At 68.3% G+C, this 23,144-nt stretch carries 19 protein-coding genes, 1 tRNA gene and 4 pseudogenes; 14 read left to right on the top strand and 10 right to left on the bottom strand.

Annotation, left to right across the window (positions count from 1 at the left end; translation table 11 throughout):
- Nucleotides 1–8 precede the first annotated feature (8 nt).
- On the top strand, nucleotides 9–275 hold the full coding sequence (locus tag KEC56_RS13405) for a DUF3039 domain-containing protein (protein WP_175985570.1): 267 nt from the start codon (nucleotides 9–11) through the stop codon (nucleotides 273–275).
- Between the two features lie 50 nt (nucleotides 276–325).
- Here KEC56_RS13405 and KEC56_RS13400 read toward each other — a convergent pair whose 3' ends face one another.
- Nucleotides 326–1,651, bottom strand: a complete 1,326-nt coding sequence (locus tag KEC56_RS13400; RefSeq protein ID WP_227531331.1) for a nicotinate phosphoribosyltransferase — start codon at nucleotides 1,649–1,651, stop codon at nucleotides 326–328.
- Nucleotides 1,652–1,724: 73 nt separating this feature from the next.
- On the opposite strand from KEC56_RS13400, the gene murI reads away from it, so the two are divergent.
- From murI to KEC56_RS13380, 4 genes are all read left to right on the top strand, one after another.
- On the top strand, nucleotides 1,725–2,594 hold the full coding sequence (gene murI / locus KEC56_RS13395; protein WP_227531330.1) for a glutamate racemase: 870 nt from the start codon (nucleotides 1,725–1,727) through the stop codon (nucleotides 2,592–2,594).
- Nucleotides 2,587–3,324: a ribonuclease PH gene (rph, locus tag KEC56_RS13390; RefSeq protein ID WP_227531329.1), complete on the top strand. Its 738-nt coding sequence runs from the start codon at nucleotides 2,587–2,589 to the stop codon at nucleotides 3,322–3,324. The genes murI and rph overlap by 8 nt, the downstream gene beginning before the upstream one ends.
- Nucleotides 3,325–3,326: 2 nt before the next feature.
- Nucleotides 3,327–3,920 (top strand): RdgB/HAM1 family non-canonical purine NTP pyrophosphatase, encoded by a 594-nt coding sequence (rdgB, locus tag KEC56_RS13385; RefSeq protein WP_227531328.1) that lies wholly within the window; start codon nucleotides 3,327–3,329, stop codon nucleotides 3,918–3,920.
- A gap of 157 nt (nucleotides 3,921–4,077) precedes the next feature.
- Nucleotides 4,078–4,989, top strand: a complete 912-nt coding sequence (locus KEC56_RS13380; RefSeq protein ID WP_227531327.1) for a cation diffusion facilitator family transporter — start codon at nucleotides 4,078–4,080, stop codon at nucleotides 4,987–4,989.
- Nucleotides 4,990–5,002: 13 nt separating this feature from the next.
- Here the strand turns inward: KEC56_RS13380 and KEC56_RS13375 are convergent, their stop codons facing one another.
- On the bottom strand, nucleotides 5,003–7,348 hold the full coding sequence (locus KEC56_RS13375) for an ATP-dependent DNA ligase (protein ID WP_227531326.1): 2,346 nt from the start codon (nucleotides 7,346–7,348) through the stop codon (nucleotides 5,003–5,005).
- Between the two features lie 54 nt (nucleotides 7,349–7,402).
- Here KEC56_RS13375 and ku point away from each other — a divergent pair, with 54 nt between their 5' ends.
- A complete protein-coding gene (gene ku, locus KEC56_RS13370; protein ID WP_227531325.1) occupies nucleotides 7,403–8,212 on the top strand; it encodes a non-homologous end joining protein Ku in 810 nt (269 codons plus the stop codon).
- Here ku and KEC56_RS13365 read toward each other — a convergent pair.
- The 3 genes from KEC56_RS13365 to KEC56_RS13355 form a co-directional block, all read right to left on the bottom strand.
- Nucleotides 8,209–8,967 carry a DedA family protein gene (locus tag KEC56_RS13365; protein ID WP_227531324.1) on the bottom strand — a complete coding sequence of 253 codons (759 nt, stop codon included), beginning with the start codon at nucleotides 8,965–8,967 and terminating at the stop codon, nucleotides 8,209–8,211. The two genes, ku and KEC56_RS13365, sit on opposite strands and share 4 nt — an antisense overlap.
- Before the next feature lie 47 nt (nucleotides 8,968–9,014).
- Nucleotides 9,015–9,096, bottom strand: a tRNA-Leu gene (locus KEC56_RS13360).
- A 97-nt stretch (nucleotides 9,097–9,193) separates the two neighbouring features.
- Nucleotides 9,194–9,613, bottom strand: a complete 420-nt coding sequence (locus tag KEC56_RS13355; RefSeq protein WP_227531323.1) for a hypothetical protein — start codon at nucleotides 9,611–9,613, stop codon at nucleotides 9,194–9,196.
- Here KEC56_RS13355 and KEC56_RS13350 point away from each other — a divergent pair.
- Nucleotides 9,537–10,064 (top strand): annotated as a pseudogene (locus tag KEC56_RS13350) (transposase); the annotation flags it as partial. The gene KEC56_RS13355 and the pseudogene KEC56_RS13350 overlap by 77 nt on opposite strands.
- Nucleotides 10,065–10,244: 180 nt before the next feature.
- Here the strand turns inward: KEC56_RS13350 and KEC56_RS13345 are convergent.
- The 5 genes from KEC56_RS13345 to KEC56_RS13325 form a co-directional block, all read right to left on the bottom strand.
- Entirely contained in the window at nucleotides 10,245–11,186 is a 942-nt protein-coding gene (locus KEC56_RS13345) for a carbohydrate kinase family protein (RefSeq protein WP_227531322.1), read from the bottom strand.
- A complete protein-coding gene (locus KEC56_RS13340) occupies nucleotides 11,183–11,491 on the bottom strand; it encodes a putative quinol monooxygenase (protein WP_227531321.1) in 309 nt (102 codons plus the stop codon). The genes KEC56_RS13345 and KEC56_RS13340 overlap by 4 nt, the downstream gene beginning before the upstream one ends.
- Nucleotides 11,488–12,288 carry an ATP-binding cassette domain-containing protein gene (locus tag KEC56_RS13335; RefSeq protein WP_227531320.1) on the bottom strand — a complete coding sequence of 267 codons (801 nt, stop codon included), beginning with the start codon at nucleotides 12,286–12,288 and terminating at the stop codon, nucleotides 11,488–11,490. Before KEC56_RS13335 ends, KEC56_RS13340 begins: the two co-directional genes overlap by 4 nt.
- Nucleotides 12,285–13,289: an ABC transporter permease gene (locus KEC56_RS13330; RefSeq protein WP_227531319.1), complete on the bottom strand. Its 1,005-nt coding sequence runs from the start codon at nucleotides 13,287–13,289 to the stop codon at nucleotides 12,285–12,287. Before KEC56_RS13330 ends, KEC56_RS13335 begins: the two co-directional genes overlap by 4 nt.
- A 101-nt stretch (nucleotides 13,290–13,390) precedes the next feature.
- On the bottom strand, nucleotides 13,391–14,503 hold the full coding sequence (locus tag KEC56_RS13325) for a substrate-binding domain-containing protein (protein ID WP_227531318.1): 1,113 nt from the start codon (nucleotides 14,501–14,503) through the stop codon (nucleotides 13,391–13,393).
- Nucleotides 14,504–14,618: 115 nt separating this feature from the next.
- On the opposite strand from KEC56_RS13325, the gene KEC56_RS13320 reads away from it, so the two are divergent.
- From KEC56_RS13320 to KEC56_RS13300, 7 genes and pseudogenes are all read left to right on the top strand, one after another.
- A complete protein-coding gene (locus tag KEC56_RS13320) occupies nucleotides 14,619–15,659 on the top strand; it encodes a LacI family DNA-binding transcriptional regulator (protein ID WP_227531317.1) in 1,041 nt (346 codons plus the stop codon).
- 134 nt (nucleotides 15,660–15,793) lie between these two features.
- Nucleotides 15,794–18,862, top strand: a complete 3,069-nt coding sequence (locus KEC56_RS13315) for a GH32 C-terminal domain-containing protein (RefSeq protein WP_372456283.1) — start codon at nucleotides 15,794–15,796, stop codon at nucleotides 18,860–18,862.
- A gap of 356 nt (nucleotides 18,863–19,218) precedes the next feature.
- Nucleotides 19,219–19,788: pseudogene (locus KEC56_RS14145) on the top strand (relaxase domain-containing protein); the annotation flags it as partial.
- Nucleotides 19,784–20,842, top strand: a complete 1,059-nt coding sequence (gene mobF / locus KEC56_RS14140; protein WP_443676917.1) for a MobF family relaxase — start codon at nucleotides 19,784–19,786, stop codon at nucleotides 20,840–20,842. The pseudogene KEC56_RS14145 and the gene mobF, both read left to right, overlap by 5 nt.
- Complete coding sequence (locus KEC56_RS14135; RefSeq protein ID WP_443676916.1) at nucleotides 20,809–21,327, top strand: AAA family ATPase; 519 nt, start codon at nucleotides 20,809–20,811, stop codon at nucleotides 21,325–21,327. Before mobF ends, KEC56_RS14135 begins: the two co-directional genes overlap by 34 nt.
- Nucleotides 21,303–22,061, top strand: a pseudogene (locus KEC56_RS13305) (DDE-type integrase/transposase/recombinase); the annotation flags it as partial. The gene KEC56_RS14135 and the pseudogene KEC56_RS13305, both read left to right, overlap by 25 nt.
- Nucleotides 22,062–22,147: 86 nt before the next feature.
- Nucleotides 22,148–23,110 (top strand): annotated as a pseudogene (locus KEC56_RS13300) (IS481 family transposase); the annotation flags it as partial.
- Nucleotides 23,111–23,144 lie beyond the last annotated feature (34 nt).

Below are 23,144 nucleotides of genomic sequence, written 5' to 3'. Positions count from 1 at the left end.
CTCAGCGCATGAGTACTCCGCTGGACAGCCCCGATCAGGGCGGCGTGGCAACGCTTGATCGCGAACTGGAAGAACTTCTCAAAGAAGAGAATCTCGAGCCCGGCGACCACGAGCGCTTCTCGCACTACGTGAAGAAGGACAAGATCCTCGAGTCCGCCATCACCGGCAAGCCCGTACGCGCGCTGTGCGGCAAGAAGTGGACGCCAGGGCGTGACCCGGAGAAGTTCCCGATCTGCCCGACCTGCAAGGAGATCTACGAGTCGATGGTCGGCTGAGACCGTTCGACCGGCGCACGGATCGGCTCGACGGACTCAGGGCTCGGCGATTACTCCTGATCGACGAAGACCGTCGGGATGGCCGGGTCGGACTTGCTGAGCGCGAGCGCGCGCACCGGCAGCTCCTCGCGCACGCGCAGGTGGTGCTCCCGCGCGGATGCCGTACCCGCCGTGCCCTCGTACGACTCATCGATCTCGCCCGCGTCGACGAGCACGACCTGGAGCGGGCGCGAATCGGGGTGCTCCGCCGCCGTGCCGAGCGCCTCGAAGCCGTCGGAGACGACGATCGTCTCGGCTGTCGCGACGCCGCTTGAGAGCGTACGGAACGCCGCCTTGCGGCCGCCCTTGGAGCCCTTGTCCGCCGAGGCCTTCGCCACCGGAACCCAGGAGCCGGTCGCATCCTGCCTGGCGACGAGCTTGTAGACCATGCCGGCCGTCGGGTAGCCCGACCCGGTGACCACCGACGTGCCCACGCCGTAGAAGTCGACGGGGGATGCCGCAAGGGCCGCGATCGCGTACTCGTCGAGATCGCTCGTGACGGTGATCTTCGTGCCCGTCGCACCGAGCTCGTCGAGCTGGGTGCGCACGGCGGCGGCCACGGTCGGCAGGTCTCCGGAATCGAGTCGGACTCCGCCGAGGCCGGTTCCGGCGACGCGGATCGCGGTGTTCACACCCTCGCGGATGTCGTAGGTGTCCACGAGCAGCGTCGTCCCGGTGCCCAGGCTGTCGATCTGCGCGCGGAAGGCGTCCTCCTCGGTGTCGTGCAAGAGCGTCCACGAGTGCGCGGCGGTGCCCATGGTGGGGATGCCCCATCGGCGTCCCGCCTCGAGGTTGCTGGTCGCGCCGAACCCGGCGATGTACGCGGCGCGTGCGGCAGCGACCGCGGAGTGCTCTGCGGCGCGGCGCGAGCCCATCTCGGCCAGGGGGCGCTCGCCGGCGGCGATGCTCATCCGTGATGCGGCGGTGGCGACCGCGGAGTCGTGGTTGAGCACGCTCAGCGCCAGGGTCTCGAGCACGACGGCATCCGCGAACGATCCCTCGACGGTGAGGATGGGGGAGCCGGGGAAGTACAGCTCGCCCTCGCGGTAGCCGTGGATGGACCCTGCGAACCGGTAGTTCTCCAGGTACGTGAGCGTCTCGGCATCCACCACGTCGTTGTCGCGCAGGAACCGCAGCTCGTCGTCGCCGAAGCGGAAGTCGCGCAGCAGCGAGAGCAGTCGCCCCGTTCCCGCCACGACGCCGAAGCGCCGTCCGCCGGAGAGGCGCCGGGCGAAGAGCTCGAAGACGCTGGGTCGCGCGGCGGTTCCGTCGCGCAGGGCCGCGCCCAGCATGGTGAGTTCGTAGCGGTCGGTGAGCAGCGCCGTCGACGAGGTCATCCGCTCAGCTTAGTGTCGAGCGCCTCCGGCGTTTCGGCGGGCTCGATGACCGGGAAGGGTAGGCTGGGGACTCATGAACGCGGCACCGATCGGCATCTTCGACTCCGGTGTCGGCGGACTGACCGTGGCCCGCGCGATCCGCGCCCAGCTGCCGCGCGAATCCTTCGTCTACATCGGCGACACGCTGCACTCGCCGTACGGTCCCAAGCCCATCGCCGACGTCCGCCGCTACTCGCTGGAGGTGCTCGACACGCTCGTCGACCAGGGCGTGAAGATGCTCGTGATCGCCTGCAACACGGCATCCGCCGCCATGCTGCGCGACGCCCGCGAGCGCTACGACGTGCCCGTCGTCGAGGTGATCGGCCCCGCCGTGCGCCGGGCCATCTCGACGACGCGCAACGGGCGCATCGGCGTCATCGGCACGGTCGGAACGATCGGATCGCGCGCGTACCAGGACATGCTCGAGGTCAACGAGCAGCTCGAGGTGTTCACCGCTGCCTGCCCGCGGTTCGTCGAGTTCGTCGAGGCGGGCGTGACCGGTACGCCAGAGGTGATCTCGACGGCCGAGCAGTACCTCGCGCCCCTGCGGGATGCCGGCGTCGACACGCTCGTGCTCGGATGCACGCACTACCCGTTCCTGCGCGGCGCGATCAGCTACGTCATGGGCGAGGGCGTCTCCCTCGTCTCCAGCGACGACGAGACGGCCGGCGACGTGTACCGGCAGCTCATGCGGAGCGATCTGCTGGCCCCGCCGGATGCGCGGGCGACCTACGTGTACGAGGCCACCGGGGAGTCCACCGAGGAGTTCACCGCCCTCGCGAACCGCCTGATGGGCACCGAGGTCCGCGATGTGCAGCACGTGCAGACCGGTGTCATCACGCTTCCCGACCTCTCAGAACTCGCCGACGATCCGGCATCCGACCCGAAGGAGACCCATGTCTGACATCGTCCGCGCGGACGGCCGCGCCACCGACGAGCTCCGCGAGATCACGATCGAACGCGGCTGGAGCGCGAACGCCGAGGGCTCGGCCCTCATCAGCTTCGGCGGCACGAAGGTGCTGTGCACGGCATCCTTCACGAACGGCGTCCCGCGCTGGCTGACCGGCAAGGGCAAGGGCTGGGTCACGGCCGAGTACGCGATGCTGCCGCGCGCCACGAACAGCCGGAACGATCGTGAGAGCGTCAAGGGCCGCATCGGCGGACGCACGCACGAGATCTCGCGTCTGATCGGCCGTGCGTTGCGCGCCGTTGTCGACACCAAGGCGCTGGGCGAGAACACCATCGTCATCGACTGCGACGTGCTGCAGGCCGACGGCGGCACCCGCACCGCCGCGATCACGGGCGCGTACGTCGCGCTCGCGGACGCGATCGAATGGGGTCGGGAGAAGAAGTTCATCGGCAAGAACGCCACGCCGCTCATCGACTCGGTCGCCGCGGTGTCGGTCGGCATCATCGACGGCGAGCCGATGCTCGACCTGCCGTACGTCGAGGACGTCCGCGCCGAGACCGACATGAACATCGTCGTCACCGGTCGCGGTCTGTTCGTCGAGGTGCAGGGCACCGCCGAGGGCGCCCCCTTCGACAAGCGGGAGCTCGACGCTCTGCTCGAGCTCGGCGTCGCCGGATGCGCGACGCTCAAGGAACACCAGCTCGCAGCGCTCGCGGGCGAGTGATCATGCAGGTCGTCCTCGCCACTCACAATCCGCACAAGGTCGCGGAGTTCGGGCAGATCGTCGCGCTGACCCGCCCGGACCTCGAGGTGATCGGATACGACGGTCCTGAGCCGGTCGAGGACGGCGTGACCTTCGCCGAGAACGCGCTCATCAAAGCGCGCGCCGCGGCCGCGCACACGGGGCTCCCCGCCATGGCCGACGACTCCGGCATCTGCGTCGACGTGCTGGGCGGATCGCCCGGCGTCTTCTCGGCCTATTGGGCGGGGCAGAAGAAGGACGCCGCGGCGAACCTCGAGCTGCTGCTCGATCAGCTCCGCGACATCGCCGACCCGCACCGGTCGGCGCACTTCACCTCGACCATCGCGCTGTTCGCACCGGACGGCGTCGAGCACGTCGTCGAGGGGATCTGGCCCGGTCGCCTGGCGCATGCTCCGGCGGGGGAGAACGGCTTCGGCTACGACCCGATCTTCATCCCCGACGGCCAGCAGGCAGGCGCCGAGCGCACCGCGGCCGAGCTGAGCGGCGAGGAGAAGCAGTCCCAGTCGCACCGGGCCCGGGCGTTCGAGGCGCTCGTGCCCCTGCTGAAGACGCTCTGACTCCGCGCCGCGCGGCGACGTCGAGCGCGGCGATGGACCCGAAAGTCTTCTTTCGGGATGGCGCGACGCGCGCGGGCGCGGCGCTACTGAGAATCGTTACCCTTCCCGACTAGCGGGAATGGCCTCTGACGGCCGATTCCGCTCGTAGCCTGGATGCATGCACGATCATGCGCACCGGATCCGAGGGGCCGGCAGTCGGCGACTCCTGACGATCTCGCTGTGCCTGACGGCGACGGTCATGGTGGTCCAGGTCGTCGGCGCGCTGCTGACCGGTTCCCTCGCGCTGCTCGCCGACGCGGCGCACATGTTCACCGACGCCTCGGCCCTCGTGATCGCGCTCATAGCCAGCACGGTGGCCGCGCGGCCTGCCGACGACCGGCGCACGTTCGGTTACCAGCGCGCAGAGGTGCTGGGCGCGCTCATCAACGCCATCATCCTCATCGTCCTGGCCACGAGCGTCGGCATCGAGGGCGTTCGCCGGCTCGTCGAGCCCGCAGAGACCGAGGTCGCCGGCCCTCTCATGCTCGCGGTCGCCGTGATCGGACTCGTCGCCAACGCGGTCGCGATGTGGCTCCTCAGTTCCGCGCAGAAGACGAACATCAATGTCCGAGGTGCGTACCTGGAAGTCATGGGCGACCTGATCGGCTCGGCGGCGGTCATCGTCGCCGCCGTCATCATCGTCACCACCGGATGGATGCCGGCAGATGCCCTCGCGTCGCTGTTCATCGCCATCATGATCATTCCGCGTGCCATCACGCTGCTGCGCGAGGTGTTCTCGGTCCTCGCCGAATCCGCGCCGAAGGACACCCACGTCAGCGAGATCCGTGACCACGTGCTCGGCTTCGACGGAGTCACCAGCGTCCACGACGTCCACGTGTGGCAGCTCACCCGCGGTGCGCCGGTCTTCACCGCGCACGTCGGCGTCGAGCGCACTGTGTTCGCCGAGGGGCGGGCCGGTGCGCTGCTCGAGCAGCTCCAGGGATGCCTGGCCGAGCACTTCGACGTCGCGCACTCGACGTTCCAGCTCGAGCCGGACGGCCAGGCCGAGTGCACCGAAACGCACGCCTGAACCCGCACGCGGGTCACTCCACGCGGATGTCGGCAACCTCCTTGTCGGGCCGCAGGCCGCGCCAGCGCGCGTGACGCAGCGAGCCGTCACCGGTCCACCCGGCGAACTCCACTTCGCCGACGAGCTCGGGCCGCACCCACAGCGCGTCGCTCGCGTCGAGGTCGGGGACGCCCTCGAGATCGGTCTCCTCCGCGCGCAGCGGAGTGAGTCGCTCGAGCAGATCGCGCAGCATCCGATCGTCGAACCCGCTGCCGACGCGCCCGACGTAGCGCAGTGTTCCGTCGGCATCCGGAACGCCCAGCAGGAGTGACCCGAACGTCGCGGCGCGGTTTCCCTTTCCGGGGCGGATGCCGGCGATCACCACCTCCTGCGTTCTCGTGTGCTTGATCTTCAGCCAGTCGCCGGAACGGGTGCCCGGACGGTAGCGCGAGCCCGCGGCCTTCACCACGACCCCTTCCAGGTCGAGGTCCCGGCTGGTGCGCAGCGCGGCATCCAGATCGTCGAAGACCGGGGGCACGATGACAGGCCGGTCTGCGCTCTCGCCGAGCGTCTCCAGCAGGGCACGGCGGTCCCGCAGCGGGGTGCCGCTGAGATCGTGGCCGTCCAGTCGGACCAGGTCGAACAGGTGGTACGCGATCGGGGTGCGGACGACCTCGCGTTCGATCTCCCGCCCATTCGTGAGGTGCATGCGGCGCTGCAGCAGCCCGAAGCTCGGCCGGCCGGACGCATCCAGCGCCACGATCTCGCCGTCGACGACGGCATCCGCGCACGCGAAGTGCGGGGCGCCGTCGGCGGTGAGCTCGGGGTAGCGCTCGGTGATGTCGGTGCCGCTGCGCGCGTGCAGGCGGAGTCTGCCGTCCTGCCAGGTGCCGATGGCGCGGATGCCGTCCCACTTGATCTCGCTCCACGTGTCCTTCAGCGCGGCTGCGAGACCGGGCGTGCCCGTCTCGGCGAGCATCGGGCGGACGACACCCGCCGCGGAAGCCGGTTTCTGGTCCCTCATGCGATGCAGCAGCCAGGACGACTTCTCGCCGACCCCGTCCGTGCGGATGAGGGCGAGCCGGGCGCGGCCCAGGGGGCCTTCGCCGCTGAACGTTCCGATGACCTCGTCGTCGCGCCACTTCTCGAGCTCGACGGTGCCCGAGTCCCAGATCGTCATGGTGCCCGCCCCGTACTCGCCGCGGGGGATCTCGCCGTGGAAGGTCAGATATTCGAGGGGATGCGGCTCGGTCATCACGGCGAGGCGGTTGCGCGCAGGGGCCTCCGGGACCCCCTTGGGCACAGCCCAGCTCACGAGCACGCCGTCGTGCTCGATGCGCAGATCGAAGTGCTTCGCGCGCGCATGGTGCTCCTGGATCACGAACCGGGGGAGCGGCCCCGCCGCGGTGACCGCTGTCCGCTCGGGGACGGGCTCGGGCGTGCGCGCGGCATCGCGCTTGGCGCGATACGGGGCGAGCGCGGCATCCGCAGACGACGGTCCGAAGCCGGCGAACGGGTCGATGCCCTCCTCGGCCCGCTCGGCGACCTCGTCGAGGTCGAGATGGCGCAGCCCCGGGTCGTCGAGCTCGGCCCATGTGCGCGGCGCGGCGACGGTCGGCCGCGCTCTGCCGCGCAGTGAGTACGGCGAGATGGTCGTCTTGGAGCCGTTGTTCTGACTCCAGTCGATGAACACCCTGCCACCGCGGACGGCCTTCGTCATCGTGCTCGTCGCGAGGTCGGGGTGATCCGCCTCGATCGAACGGGCCAGCTCGTGCGCGATCGCAGATGCCTGGTCGCTCGTCTGGGTGCCGCCGAGATGCGCGTACAGATGGATGCCCTTGCTGCCGCTCGTGACCGGCACCGGGTCGAGGCCGATGTCGGCGAGGATCTCGCGCGCGAGCCGGGCGATGTGGGCGCACTGGGCGAGATCGGCCCCCGGCCCGGGGTCGAGGTCGAGCACGAGGCGATCGGGGTTCCGGCGCTCGCCGCCTGACCCGAACCGCCATTGCGGAACATGCAGCTCGATGCTCGCGATCTGCGCCATCCATACGAGGGTCGCCAGATCAGCGGTGATCGGGTACTCCTTCGCACCGCCGGAGTGCTCGATCGGCAGGCGCTGCACCCACTCGGGCGCCCCGCGCTCGATCTGCTTCGCGAAGAACGCCTCGCCCGGAGCATCCGCCGTGCCCACGCCCTCGACCCAGCGCTTGCGCGTGACGGGCCGGCCGGCCAGCAGCGGCAGCATCCGCGGGGCGACGCGCGTGTAGTAGGCGATCATCTCGCCCTTGGTCGTTCCCGTCTCGGGGTACAGCACCTTGTCGAGGTTCGTCAGGCGCAGACGCCTGCCGTCGACCTCGACGACCTGCGCAGCGCTCGGCATGTTCGAAAGACTAGCCTCTGGCACCCGGGGCCCTCGGCAGTGTCTACTGGTCTCATGAGGTCGATCTGGAAGGGCGCCCTGACGTTCGGGCTGGTGAACGTGCCGGTGAAGGTGTACTCCGCCACCGAGGACCACGATGTCTCGCTGCACCAGGTGCATGACGAGGACGGCGGGCGGATCCGGTACAAGCGCACCTGCGAGGTGTGCGGCGAGGTCGTGCCGTACCAGAACATCGACCGCGCCTACGAGGACGACGGGCAGATGGTCGTGCTCACCAAGGAGGATCTCGATGCGCTCCCCGCCGAGCGCAGCCGCGAGATCGACGTGGTCGAGTTCGTGCCGAGCGATCAGGTCGATCTGCTCACTCTCGACAAGGCCTACTACCTCGAGCCCGACTCGAAGTCGCCCAAGGCGTACGTGCTGCTGCGCAAGACACTCGAGCAGACCGATCGCACGGCGATCGTGCGCTTCACGCTTCGGCAGAAGACGCGGCTCGCGGCCTTGCGCGTACGCGGGGACGTGCTCGTGCTGCAGACGCTGCTGTGGGCCGACGAGGTGCGCGAGGCGTCGTTCGAGTCACTCGATGAGGACGTGAAGATCTCGAAGAAGGAGCTCGAGCTCTCTGCGAGCCTCGTCGACAGCTACTCGGGCGACTTCGACCCGGAGGCCTTCGTGGACGAGTACCAGAAAGAGCTGCGCACGCTCATCGACGCCAAGATCGAGGCCGGCGACACGTTCGACGTCGCCGAGACGTTCGCGGGCGGCGAGGATGCGGCGGCATCCGGCGGCGAGGTCATCGACCTCATGGAGGCTCTCAAGGCCAGCGTGGAGAAGTCGCGGGCCAAGAAGAAGGACGCGAGCTAGTGCTTGCCGTCTCCGTCGAGATCGGGTGCGCGGTCGAACACCTCTGAGTCGAGCGTGAGCGCGCGGGCCTCCGCGGCATCCGTGTCGGGATCGCCGCCGGCGGCGAGCTCCTTGCGCACCTTGCGGCGTTCCGAGAAGTAGTGCCACAGGGTGATGATCGCGGTGCCTCCGACCGCGGCGAGCAGGATGATGTCGATGTACTCGGTCACCAGCTGCGCCACGAAGGGGATGTACGCGATCAGGTAGCCGAGCATCGTCAGCCCGAATCCCCAGAGGATCGCCCCGATGAGGTTGTACAGGCTGTACTTCTTCCACGGCATGTGCCCGACGCCCGCTGCGACCGGAGCGAATGTCCGCACGATCGGCACGAAACGGGCGAGGATCACGGTGAGCCCGCCGAAGCGCTCGAAGAACGCGTTCGTGCGCTCGACGTTCCTGCGGCTGAACAGGCCCGACTCCTTGCGCTCGAAGACGGCCGGTCCGCCCTTGTGGCCGATGAGGTAGCCGACTTCGCCGCCGACGAAAGCGGCGAGGCCGATGAGCAGCGAGACGACCCAGATGTTCATGCCGAACACGTCGCTGGTGTGCGTCAGAAGGCCCGAGATCACCAGCAGCGTGTCGCCGGGCAGGAGGAAGCCGACCAGCAGCCCCGTCTCGGCGAACACGATGAAGCAGACCACGAGCAGCGCCCAGGGTCCGGCCGCTGCGATGATCACCTCGGGGTCGAGCCAGGGGATGAGTGCGATCTGGTGCATGAGGTCCCGTCGAGCAGATTCGTGCAGCGGTCGGTGAGTGCTGCCGGTGCGGAAGGTGGGACTTGAACCCACACGCCGTGAGGCACAGGAACCTAAATCCTGCGTGTCTGCCGATTCCACCACTCCCGCGCGGTGCCTCCAGTCTAGGTGTGCGACCGCACGCCGGTCAGCAGGGAATTCCGTCCACGCGGTTCCGGGAAACCCGAATCGAGCCTGTGGATAACTTTCACGGCCGATTCGGGATTCTTGCGAGGATGCCGGGGTGAGCCAGCCGTCCCTCGTCGTCGCCGAACGCGTGCGCCGTCGTCTGCGCGCCGAACGCACCGATCCCGCGCTCGCCCCCGACGAGGCCAGACGCATCGCGCAGGCCGAGGTCCGCCGCCACAACGACCTCGCGCTGTCGCGCGGCGACGCGATGATCGACGACGAATCGGCGCTGGTGCGCGACGTGCTGGCGTCGGTCAGCGGATTCGGCGTTCTGCAGCCGCTGCTGGACGATCCGACGATCGAGGAGGTCTGGCTCAACGGCCCCGATCGCGTCTACGTGGCTCGGGGCGGCGTCTCGGAGCGCGCACACCGGCCTGATCTCCGCGATCGAGACCGTGTTCGCTGGCGCCAGTTGGCAGCGCTGTCGGGTCCATTTCATGCGCAACGTGCTCTCCAACGTCCCGAAAGCATCCGGGCCGATGGTCGCCTCGATCATCCGCACGATCTTCGCTCAGCCCGACACCGAGCACGTGTTCGCGCAGTTTCACGAGGTCGTGCGGATGCTGACACGTTCGCACCCGAAGATCGCGGAGATGCTCGAGAGCGCGAAGGACGACATCCTCGCGTTCTGCGGGTTCCCGCAGCAGCACTGGCGGCAGATCTGGTCCACGAATCCGCTGGAACGCGTCAACAAGGAGATCAAACGCCGCACTGATGTCGTCGGCACGTTCCCCAGCCCCGCCGCGCTCCTGCGTCTCGCCGGCCACGTCCTCATCGAGCAACACGATGAATGGGACGGCGCCGACCGTCGCTACTTCTCCGAACACTCCATGAAGCTCCTCACCACGACCGAGGAGGAGGTGGCGATCCCGGAACTCAACGCGGCATAATCACAGAAGCTGATCCCGCACGGTGTCGAGAAACTCCACCACCCAGCGGGACGTCACCCCGTCGACGTTGCTGCGGACTCGTGTGATCGCCCCGTGTGGACTGGTTGTTCGGCTGTTTCCCATGCGATGAGGCCGTTGCGGGACGACACGCCGATACTCTTACGGCGGGTCTCGTCTCATCTAGTTCCGGCTCTCGATACCGTACGTCGACCTCTGCAACTCATCCAAGCGAGGCGGGTTGGCCCCTGGCCTAGACACAGTGATGGCCGCTGCACACGCGCCGAGGCGAAGGAGCTCGGCCAGCGAGGCATCATCGATGTGTCGCAGTATCTCGCGCGATTCCGCCGAGTCGAGGCCGAGATCGAGGAGGCCGTGGATGAGAGCGCTCATGAAGGTGTCGCCCGCCCCGACCGTATCGACGACGTCCACCGGCCTCCCGGGAACATGCGTCGTTCCGCTGTTGGTCACCGCGGAAGCTCCGCTCGCGCCTCTCGTGACGACGATCACCGAGGGCCCGCGCTGCAGCCACGACCGGGCCACGTCGAGGGGGTCGATGCCGGGATACAGCCACGCGAGGTCCTCGTCGCTGGCCTTGACGACGTCGGCGAGGGCGACGAAGCTCTCCACATCGGCGACCGCCCGGCGATGGTCAGGGAGAAGCGCCGGACGCACGTTGGGGTCGTACGTGATCAACGATGTCTCCCGCTTCTCCGTGAGAAGCGTGCGCACTGCCGCTGCCCCTGGTGCCATCAGGGCGGCGATGGAGCCGGTGTGCACGACTCCGACGCGGTCGGTGCAGGCGGACGCGGTCCCGGCCAAGGACCAGGAGATGTCGAACTCGTAGCGAGCCGAACCGGAATCGTCGAGGCGTGCGGTCGCGGTCGCCGTCCGCGTCGTCGCCGAAGAGGTGACCCGGACTCCTGCCGCGGTCAGCCACTCGCGCACCTGCTCGCCATGCGGATCATCGCCGAGTTGGGTCAGGAAGTGCGCGGTGTCGCCGAGGCGGCCGAGCGCGAGGGCGACGTTGGCCGGACTCCCGCCCGGGCTCTCGTCGATGCGCCCATCTCCGCGATGGACGACATCGACGAGAGCTTCTCCGATGACGAGGACGTGACGGCTCATGAACGCCCGGTGGGCGTCAGGAAGGAGAGGACGCTCTGCGGTTCGACGATCCTCGGCACGAGCGCGGCGTTGAACGCGCGCCCGGCCTCCGCCCCGAGATGCGCATCGAACGCTTCGCGGTCCCGATACACCTCGAAGACGACGAAGCGGTCCGGGTCCTCGGCCCGGCGATACACCTCGAACCTCTCGTTGCCGGGTTCGGCCCGCACCGTCTGCGCATACTCCTGGATCAGGGCATCGACCTCGTCGGCCGCGGCGGGAAGCGCCGTGAACTCGGCGGAGAGGACGACTCGGTTGCCGCTCATGCCTGTGCTGCTCCCGTCATGATCGCCACGGCATCCGTCATGCTGTGCGACTGCGGCGTGATGGTCGCCGCCTTTTTGCCGAGACGCTGGATGTGGATGCGGTCGGCCACCTGGAACACGTGCGGCATGTTGTGGGAGATGAGGATGACGGGCACGCCGTTGCCTCGGAGGTTCTCGATGAGCTCGAGCACCTGGTTCGATTCGCGCACGCCCAGGGCCGCGGTCGGCTCGTCGAGGATGACCACCTTCGAACCGAAGGCCGCCGCTCGCGCCACGGCCACGGCCTGACGCTGACCCCCGGAGAGGTTCTCGACCGAGACGGTCACATCCTGCAGCGTGGAGATCCCCAGCTTCAGCACCTGGTCGCGGGCGTCCTTGCGCATGCCGGCGGTGTCGAGCGCACGGAACACGGAGCCGAGGATGCCGGGCTTGCGGCGTTCGCGCCCGAGGTAGAGGTTGGCGGCCACGTCGAGCGCGGGGGAGACGGCGAGGTTCTGATAGACCGTCTCGATCCCGGCGTTGCGTGCGTCCTGCGGCCCCTTGAACTGCACCGGCTGTCCGTCGAGAAGCAGCTGTCCCTCGTCGGGGATGTATGCGCCGGTGAGGCACTTGATCAGCGTCGACTTGCCCGCGCCGTTGTCGCCAATCACGGCGAGGACTTCGCCGGCGTGGAGCTGCAGGCTCACGCCGTCGAGCCCGACCACGCGGCCGAACGTCTTCACGAGACGCTTGGCCTCGAGCACGGGCACGCCGGTGGGGGTCGGTGCGGGCGAGAGGGCTTCCGCTGTCTGGCTCATTTGCGTACCTTTCGGATCCACTGGTCGATGGCGACCGCGACGATGACGAGGATGCCGATCGCGAGGGTCTGGTAGAGACCGTCGACGCCGGCGAGGAAGAGGCCGTTGCGGAAGACGCCGACGATGATGGCGCCCAGCAGCGTGCCCCAGATGATGCCGCGACCTCCGAACAGCGAGGTCCCGCCGATCACGACGGCCGTGATGGAGTCGAGGTTGAGGTCGGCGCCCGCGTTGGGGCTGGCGGCTCCCGATCGGCCGATCTGGATCCATGCGGCGACGGCGAGAATGGCGCCAGCCGCGATGTAGACGCTGAAGAGCACCTTCCTGGTCGAGATGCCGGCGAGGCGTGCGGCATCCGCGTCGTCGCCGACGGCGTACACGTGGCGACCCCAGGCGGTGCGGCCGAGGACGTACGCGACGAGGGCATACAGCGCGAGCATGATCAGCACGCCGACCGTGAGGCGGACGTCGCCGAGGGGCAGCGCCGTGGCGGTCCAGGTGAGCAGCTCCGGCATGTCCGACTTCCGGATCGTCTGGCCGCCGCTGTAGAGCAGCGTCAGGGCGATGAAGACGTTGAACGTACCGAGGGTCGCGATGAACGGGGGCAGCTTCACGCGGGTGACGAGCAGACCGTTCAGGGCTCCGGCGACGAGGGCGGCGATGAGCCCGACGAGCAGGGCGATGGGCGCGGGGAGGCCGTTGTTCGCGGCGGTCTGTGCCATGACCATCGAGGTGCCGATCATCAGGGCGCCCACCGAGAGGTCGATGCCCGCGGTGAGAATGATCAGGGTCTGCGCGATGGCGACGGTGCCGACGACCGAGACCTGGTCGAGCACGAGCGAGAGGTTCGCGGCGGCGAAGAAGCGCGGGTTGATCGTGCCGAACACGATCACCGCGATGACGAGCACGACGGCCGGGCTGATCGCCGGGTACCGGTGCAGGACGCCGCGGACCCGATCCACCGGCGTGCGGTGGTCGAGGAACTCCGCAGCGAGATCCAAGGAGGATGTGGGGGCTGTTTGCGTCAAGATGTCACTTCCGTAGGTCGTTGCGGGATGCCGCGGGCACGTGTTCCGGCCCGCGGCATCCGCAGGAGTACTGCTTACTCGCCGCCCCAGCAGATGCCGGAGGCTTCGGCGGTGTCGATCGACTTCACGCCGTCGACAGGCTGGTCGGTCACGAGCTCGACGCCGGTGTTGAAGAAGTCGAGGCCTTCGGAGTTCTCGGGCTTCGTGCCGTCGTTGACGAGGTCGACGATCGCCTGGACGCCGAGCTCGGCCATCTTCACCGGGTACTGCTGGCTCGTCGCGTCGATGATCCCGTCCTCGACCTGGCCGACACCGGCGCAGCCGCCGTCGATCGAGACGATCAGGACGTCGTCCTTGCTCTTCCCGGCAGCTTCGAGGGCCTGGTAGGCGCCGTAGGCTGCGGGCTCGTTGATCGTGTAGACGACGTTGATGTCGGGGTTCTTCGCGAGGAGGTTCTCCATCGCCGTGCGCCCGCCGTCCTCGGCACCCTGGGACGCCTCGTTGCCGACGATCGTGTAGGAGCCGCCCTTGCCGCCGGTGTAGGAGCCCTCGGACTCCTCGTCCCCGTTGACCTGGTCGTCGCCGAGCTCGATGCCCATGCCGTCGAGGAAGCCCTGGTCGCGGTTGTAGTCCACGCTCACGGCCTTGTCGTCGAACAGGTCGACGAGTCCGATGACGGCGTCTTCGCCGTCGAGCGTGGCGGCGGTCCACTGACCGACGTACTGTCCGGCGAGGAAATTGTCGGTCGCGAACGTGATGTCCACGGCGTCGGCGGGGTCGGGCGCGGTGTCGAGGGCGATCACGAAGATCCCCGCGTCACGGGCCTTGTCGATGGCGTCGAGCACGGCCGGGCCGTTGGGGGTGATCAGGATGCCCTTGTCGCCCTTGGAGATGGCAGCCTCGATGGCCTGGATCTGGGTGTCTTCATCGCCGTCCTCCTTGCCGGCGGCGAGGGTGAGCGAGACGCCGTCCTTCTCGGCCGCGGCCTTGGCGCCGTCCTGCATCGCCACGAAGAACGGGTTGGAGTTGGTCTTCACGATGAGCGACACGCCGATCGTGTCATCGTCGGATCCGCCGCCGCCGGCGTTCGTGCCGCCGGAGCAGCCGGTCAGTGTCAGCGCGAGACCTGCCGACACCGAGACCGCGGCCAGAACGGCGCGGGTGAATCGTGGGGTGTGCTTCGTCATTGAGTTCCTCTCGGCCGTCGTCGCCCGGTTGACAACGATGTCAAGGGATTTTCTAGTCGATCGCTCAAGTAGAGTCAAGTCACCCTTCAGGAAATGAGACTCAAGCGTGACATCGATGTCGACATCCCCGGCGCACCGGCCCCGCGCCACGATGAAGCACGTCGCCGCGCTCGCAGGCGTCGGGGTCAAGACGGTGTCCCGCGTCATCAACGACGAGCCGAATGTCACAGAGGCCACAGCAGAACGGGTGTGGAACGCGGTTCGCGAACTCGACTATCAGCTCGACCTGCAGGCGGGGAGTCTGCGACGCGCCGACGGGCGCACCCGCACCCTCGGCCTCCTGGTCGGAAGCGTGGACAACCCGTTCGCCAGCGCCATCCATCGGGCGGTGGAGGACATCGCATCCGCCCGTGGCGTCGCCGTCTTCGCCTCGAGCATGGATGACGATGCCGGTCGGGAATCGGAGGCTGTGCGGGCGTTCCTCCAGCGCCGCGTCGACGGACTGATCCTCACCACGGCCAGCGATCATCCCGAGTATCTGCCCCTGCTGCGCGAGCGCGGCCTGCCCGTCGTCTACGTCGACCGTGAGCCGGTGGAGCCCGAGGTCGATAGCGTCGCCAGCGACAACCGCGTGGGAGCGGCGGTCGCGACGGCGCACCTGCTCGCGCACGGGCATCGGCGAATCGCGCTGCTCACCGACCGACTCGACCTCATCACTGCCCGCGAGCGGCGCCAGGGCTACCTCGACGCCCTAGCCGAAGCCGGGGTGCCGGTGGCGGAGGAGCTGATCGTCACGGGCCTGCGCGACGCGGAGGGTGCCCAGGCCGCACTCGCGCGCCTCCTGATTTCGGACTCTCCGCCCACCGCGGTCTTCAGTGCCCAGAACCTCATCACGATCGGGGCCGTGCACGCGCTCCGGGCCGCTGGTCTCTCCCGGTCGACCGCCCTCGTCGGCTTCGACGACGTCGCGCTCGCCGACCTCATGGATCCGGGCGTGACCGTGGTGGCGCAGGACCCGCAGCGCATGGGAACGCTCGCGGCTGAGAGGCTGTTCGCGCTTCTCGGCGACGATGACGATGCCCCGACGAAGACCGTCGTCCCGGTGGCGCTGATCCCGCGAGGCAGCGGCGAGATCGCTCCGCAGCCGACCTCCTGATCGCTGTTGCATTGGGCGGCGGCGACCCTCTAAGCTCCTTCATCAATGATTGACATCGATGTCAACCCACTGATCGCACGAAGGAGAGCGAACCGTTGCCTGATCCCAGACGTCCACGTCGGACGCAGTCCCGCATGCCCGGAAGCATCATCATCGGCGGGGCGGTGAGCGCGATGCTGGCCCTCGGCTGCGTGCTCCCCGCGGCCGCCGCCGAACCTCAGCCGGGGGAGGAGCAGTACCGTCCGCTGATCCACTTCACGCCCGAGAAGAACTGGATGAACGACCCGAACGGCATGGTCTACGTCGACGGGACGTATCACCTCTTCTACCAGCACAACCCGGCCGGAACCCGGTGGGGGAACATGAGCTGGGGCCACGCCACGTCGTCGGATCTGCTGCACTGGGAGGAGCAGCCGCTGGCGATCGGGCAGACCTTCGACGAAGCGGGGGATTCGATCGAGGACATCTTCTCGGGGTCGATCGTCGTCGACGAGGACAACTCGGCCGGGTTCGGCCCTGCAGGGTCGAAGCCGCTCGTCGCGATCTACACCTCCGCGTACACGGCGAAGCATCCGGAGCATGCGGGAATCCAGGCGCAGTCGCTCGCGTACAGCCTCGACGGGGGACAGACCTGGACCAAGTACGACGGCAACCCCGTTCTCGACCGGAAGTCGGCGAACTTCCGCGACCCGAAGGTGTTCTGGTACGACGGCCCGGCCGGTTCGTACTGGGTCATGACCGCGGTCGAGGCACTCGACCACAAGGTCGTCCTGTACAAGAGCACGGATCTCAAGTCGTGGGAGCACCTCTCCGATTTCGGGCCTGCGAACTCGACCGCCGGCATCTGGGAATGTCCCGACCTGTTCGAGCTTCCGGTCGACGGCGACCCGGAGAACACCAAGTGGGTCATGGTGGTCAACCTCAACCCCGGCGCGGTCAACGGTGGCAGCGGTGGGCAGTACTTCGTCGGCGAATTCGACGGAGTGACCTTCACCTCGGAGAGCACGGACGGCCCTGCGGAGCTGCCTGCCGGCACGACGTTCGCGGGCTTCGACGACGGTGACTACGACGGCTGGACCGTCTCCAACGAGCCCAGGAACTGGGCGAACGGGCCGTGGGGAAGCGTGCCGGCGACGGCTGCGCTGGAGGGCCAGAGCCCGGTTACCGGCTTCATCGGGGAGGGTCTCGCGAACAGCTTCCTCGACCACGACTGGGCGATCGGCACCCTGGAGTCACCCGAGTTCACGATCGAGGACGACTACATCAACCTGCTCGTCGGAGGCGGCAAGCATCCGCATGTCCCGGGTGGGCAGATCGGCAACGAGCCGCCCGAGGGGCGCACGATCTTCGACTTCGAGCTGCCCGAGGGGGAGACGCTGCAGAGCACCGGCTGGGAGCTCACGGGCGACTTCGCCGTCGACCCTTCACGGAACCCTGCGACGCAGGGCGGGGAGTACTACCTGGGCGCGAAGCGCGTGAACACCTTCGAGGGCGGCCCCAGCGGGGACGCGAACATCGGCACGATGACCTCGCCGACGTTCACGATCGACGGCGACTACGCGTCGTTCCTGATCGGCGGCGGTCGTCGGGACGACGGAACGCTCCAGGCGGAGCTGGTCGTCGACGGCGAGGCCGTGCGCTCCGCGACCGGACGCGACGGCGGTGAGCTCGACTGGGTCTCCTGGGACGTGTCCGAGTTCGACGGCCGCGACGCGCAGCTGCGCATCCGCGACGAGGCCACCGGCGGGTGGGGGCATCTGACCTTCGACCAGCTCGTCATCAGCGACGAGGAGTCGAGGAAACGGTCGAACGAGACGAGCGTGAACCTGATCGTCGACGGCGACGTGGTGCGCAGCGCCACCGGCTCTAACAGCGAGAACCTCGACTGGGCGTCGTGGGACGTCGGGGACTTCCGGGGCAAGCAGGCGACGATCCGTGCCGTCGACAACAATCGGCAGGGATGGGGGCACATCCTGTTCGATCAGGTGACGTTCTCGGATGCGCCGGCCCCGACAGCGCTCGAGGGGTACGACTGGCTCGATTGGGGTCGTGACTACTACGCCTCGGTGTCGTACTTCGGCACTCCGTCCGGATCCCGGATCATGCAGGGCTGGATGAACAACTGGGACTACGCCGGAGACATCCCGACCTCGACGTGGCGCGGCTCGATGAGCCTGCCGCGAGAGATCGTGCTCACCGACACGGACGATGGACCGCGGCTGCGCCAGCAGGTGGTCTCGCAGATCGACGGACAGCTCGACACGAAGGCGGCGAAGACGCTCAGTGACGTCGCGGTCGACGGCGACACCGCGCTCGGGTTGTCCGCCGAGGTGGCGAAGCTCGATGTGACGTTGCGCCCAGGCGATGCGGATGCGGCGGGGATCACGGTCTTCTCCGACGGGAAGAAGGGAACGCAGATCGGCTACGACACCCGATCCGGGAGGCTCTTCGTCGACCGGACGAACTCCGGGAACGTCGGCTTCCACCCGTCGTTCGCCTCGGTCTCCGACGCCCCGCTCGCGCTCGATGAGGGCGGCACGGTCACGCTCGAGATCTATCTGGATCGGGCATCCGTCGAACTGTTCACCGATGACGGGATGCTGTCGATCACCGATCAGGTGTTCCCCGAGGCGGGCGCCACGGCCGTCTCCGCCTGGTCTCGCGGGGGCGCAGCCACCGTCGAGGACATCACGGTCACGCCGCTCACGCCCACCATGTGGCAGGTTCCCGACCCCGTCGATGAGGCGGCGATCACGCTCAGCAGCAACACGGTGAAGGCCGGCGGCACGGTCACCGTCTCGGGTACCGGGTTCGAGGCCGGGGCCGGTGTGAAGCTCGAGCTGAGGTCGGACCCGGTCTCGCTCGGGGCGGCGACGGCCGACGGGAACGGAGACTTCCGTCAGCAGGTGACGATCCCCGCGACCACGCCGGTCGGGGCGCACACGCTCGTCGTGCTGCGGGCGGATGGCGCCGAGCTGTCGGCGCCGCTGACGGTCACGGCGCGAGACGGCGGGGGGACCGGCGGGGGAACCGGCGGGACCGGCGACGGTGCGGGAGCGGATCCGGGCAGTGATGGCAGCGGTTTGCCGGGCGGCCTGGCGAACACCGGCGCCGAGCCGTGGATGCTACTGGCGGCGGGCTTCCTGACCGTCCTCACCGGTGCGGCGCTGCTGCTGCGGCGCATTCAGACCCGTCTCCGCTGATGCCGAGTCGGGGTGTGGGCCGCAGCGACCCTGTGGCCCACACTCTCGGGTGCGGGAGTTGGTGTTCAGTGGCGTCGCTCCCATCGAGGAGGAGCATGATGAGTGAGCAGGTCGAAACAGTTTCGGTGAGCACGAGAGACTCGCGCCGCAGGGATGGATGAGCGGTATCGCGGAGTGCCGGGCTGAAGGGGCCGTCAGTAGGTGCCTCACTTGCGCCACCTCGACGCTGACGTTGACCGAGCTGCTACTTGGAAGGCACGGTCCCTACCGCGGCCGAGGCCGGTATCCGTCTTCCCAGGGCCAAGCCTGGATCCTGCCGGGCAGCGTGCTCGTACCTGTCCTGTGTGACGGTTTCGATGCGTGTGCTCAGTGCGGGCGACGGCTACCGCTACCTGCTCAAGAGCATCGCGGCGGGCGACGGTGATCGGGGTCTCGCGTCCTCGCTCACCCGCTACTACGCGAAGGCGGGGACACCGCCTGGGTTCTGGCTCGGGTCGGGTCTTCCGGGACTGGGTGACGGAGCTGTCGTAGCTGAGACGGTGGTTGCGGAGGAGCATCTTTGGCGATTGCTGGGTCGTGGGGAGGATTCGGTCACGGGTGAGCAGTTGGGCCGGTCGTATTTCGCGTTTAAGCCCACGGCCGAGCGGATTGCTGTGCGTACGGCGAAGCTTCCTGATGATCTGGTTGTGGACCAGCGGGAGGCGCGGGTCGCGCAGATCGTCGCGGAGGAGAAGGCGCGGAAGAGGCCGCGGACGGTGGCCGGGTTCGACTACACGTTCTCGGTGCCGAAGTCGGTGTCGGCGCTGTGGGCGGTCGCCGATGGCGGGGTGCAGGCGTTGATCGGCCAGGCGCATCATGCCGCGATCGGCGAGGTGCTGGACCTGATCGAGCGGGAAGTCGCCGTGACGAGGACCGGGACGAATGGTGTGGCGCAGGTCCTGGGTGCGTGGCGTGCTTGCGACGGCGTTCGATCACTTCGATTCCCGTGCCGGGGACCCGCAGTTGCACACGCATGTGGTGATCGCGAACCGGGTCCAGGCCGCGGACGGCAAGTGGCGCACCCTGGACGGGCGTCCGATGCACGCGGCGGTGGTCGCCCTGTCTGAGCACTACAACGCGGTCCTGGCGGACCATCTGACCCGGATGCTCAGCGTCGGCTGGGACGAGCGCGACCGGGGCCGGTCCCGGAACCCGGCCTGGGAGATCACCGGTGTCCCGGAGGAGCTGATCGGAGAGTTCTCATCCCGGGCCGCGGCGATCGAGGCAGAGAAGGATCGACTGATCGCCGACTACGTGGCCCGGCACGGCCGGCAACCCTCGGATGTGACGGTGATCCGGTTGCGGCAGCAGGCCACGCTGTCCACCCGCCCGGGCAAGGAGGTGCGGTCGCTGGCGGAGCTCACCGCGCAGTGGCGGGAGCGTGCGGCCCGGGTCATGGCGGAGGACCCGACGACCTGGGCGACCCACCTGATCGCCGCCGGGCAGGCGCAGCGGGTGCTGCGGGCCGATGACATCCCGTTGGAGCACGTCGCGTCGATCGGTCAGGCGGTGGTCGAGGTGGTGGGGACGAAGCGATCGACGTGGCGGCGGTGGAACCTGCACGCGGAGGCGTCCCGGCAGACGACGGGGTTGCGATTCGCGTCCACCACGGACCGTGAAGCCGTCATCGGGATGATCGTCGACGCCGCAGAGGACGCCTCGTTGCGACTGACACCGCCGGAGGTCGTGACCGCGCCGGCGGGACTCACCCGGGCGGACGGGTCGAGCGTGTTCCTTCCCCGGCATCACGAGGTGTTCTCCTCGACCCGCATCCTGGAGGCCGAAGACACCCTCCTTGCCCTGTCGCGTGCGACGGACGCCCCGGACTGCGACTCGCCACGGTCAACGGCGTGGGAGCGCGGCGGGATCCGCAGGGGAGGGTGCTGTCGGTCGAGCAGCAGGACGCGGTGGAGAAGATCGCGGTTTCGGCCCGCACGGTAGATGTTCTGGTCGGGCCTGCGGGGACGGGGAAGACGACCACGCTCGGTGCGTTGCGGCGGGCGTGGGAACGCGAACACGGGGCCGGGAGCGTGGTCGGGTTGGCTCCATCCGCCGCTGCCGCGGACGTGCTCGCCGATGATCTGGGGATCACCACGGAGAACACGGCGAAGTGGCTACACGAGCACTCCCGCGGCACCTGGAGGCTGCGCGCGGGGCAGTTGATGATCGTGGACGAGTCGTCCCTGGCCGGCACACTCGCACTGGAACGCCTCGCCACGCACGCCGTCGAGGCCGGGGCGAAGCTCCTCTTAGTCGGGGACTGGGCACAGCTCACCGCCGTCGACGCCGGCGGCGGGTTCGGGCTCCTAGTTGTACTGACCCGGATCGTTGTTGACGTAGGAGAGACCTCCGTAGTCGAGTTGGAGCTGTCTAGGTTCCCTCGAGTCCACGGAGGTCTCTCGTGTCCCACGCTAATGCCCGGCTGACGCCAGCTGGCAGGTTGATCATGGTTCAGCACATCGGGTCGGGGCGTGCGGTTGCGCATGTCGCCGCGGAGATGGGCGTTTCACGCACGACCGCGTGGCGGTGGTGGCGCCGGTTCCGGGAACACGGCCCGGCCGGTCTGCAGGACCGTTCGAGCGTCGCCCACTCTCACCCGCGCAGGACGGGTGCGTGCGTGGAGACGCGGGTGCGGATCGTACGTCACCTCACCCGCCGTGGCCCGGTGTTCATCGCAGGGAAACTGGGCCTGCAGGCCTCCACGGTCGGGCGGGTGCTGCGCCGCCACCACGTCCCGTTGCTGCGGGAGCTGGACCCGGTCACGGGGACGGTGATCCGCGCGACCCGCCGGTCCGCGAAGCGTTACGAGCACGGCCATCCCGGCTCGTTGATCCACGTCGATGTAAAGAAACTGGGCCGCATTCCCGACGGCGGCGGGTGGCGCGCTCACGGTCGCAGTGAGAAGGTCCGCGGCCGCGGGATCGGCTACGACTACGTCCACACTGTCATTGACGACTACTCCCGCGTTGCTTACGCGGAGATACACGACGACGAGAAGGGCGCCACCGCCGCCGGTGTTCTCGAGCGAGCGATCGCGTTCTACGCCACCCTCGGCATCAGGGTCGAACGTGTCATCAGCGACAACGCGTTTGCCTATCGAAAGTCGGCGGTGTTCCGCCGCGTGATCGACGCACACCACATCAAGCACAAGTTCATCAAGTTGGTGGCGGTGGTGGAGTTGTGGGAGGGGAGAACCTCCGGGCTTAGTGGAGATATCTGACGTCTTTCACGACCACGGAGGTTCTCGTGTCCCACCGTAATGCCCGTCTGAGTGTTCACGGTCGGCGGTTGATCATTGAGCGGTCTCGGCAGGGGTGGCCCCAGGCGCATATCGCGGCGTCGATGGGCGTGTCCCGCAGGTGTGTTCAACGATGGATCGACCGGTATCGGACCGAGGGAGACGCGGGCTTGGAGGACCGCTCGTCACGGCCTGTGACGATGCCCACGAAGACGTCCGCGACCGTGGAGAACGCGGTTGTGGCGCTGCGGCGTGCGGAACGCCTCAGCAGGGACGAGATCGCCCATCGGCTGGATGTGGCGCCTCGGACGGTGTCACGGATCCTCGCCCGCCACGGGATGCCACCACTGTGGGATCTCGATCCGATGACGGGGGAACAGGTGCGTGCGTCGAAGAAGACCACCACGAGGTATGAGCGAGATCATCCGGGCGAGCTGGTCCATATGGATGTGAAGAAACTCGGCCGCATCCCCGCCGGCGGCGGGTGGCGGGCCCACGGGCGTGCGGCGACGAACCCCGGCAAGAACAAGCGCCCCAAGCTCGGATACGATTTCGTCCACTCGCTCGTGGACGACCACTCGCGTCTGGCGTACTCCGAAGTCCTCCCCGACGAGAAAGGACCCACCTGCGCGGCGTTTCTGGAGAGAGCGCTGGAGTACTTCGCCGCGCACGGCATCACCAAGGTGGACCGGCTGATCACCGACAATGCCTGGGCGTATCGGTTCTCGCTCCGGCAGGTCTGCGCCGACCACAGCATCCGTCAGAAGTTCATCAAACCGCACTGCCCCTGGCAAAACGGCAAGGTCGAGCGCTTCAACCGAACCCTGCAGGCCGAGGGGGCCTACCGGCACGTGTTCACCAGCAGCGCCGAACGCGCTGCCGTACTTGCGCCCTGGCTCGAGTACTACAACAATGAACGACGCCACTCAGCCCTCGGAGCCAAACCCCTGACCAGCCGACTGCCACCAACGTCCTCACCGGGTACATCTAGGTGCGCGTCCCGAT

It is taken from the genome of Microbacterium tenebrionis (assembly GCF_020682665.1).
GTDB lineage: Bacteria > Actinomycetota > Actinomycetes > Actinomycetales > Microbacteriaceae > Microbacterium > Microbacterium tenebrionis.
This window is presented reverse-complemented; position numbering and strand designations above follow the sequence as displayed.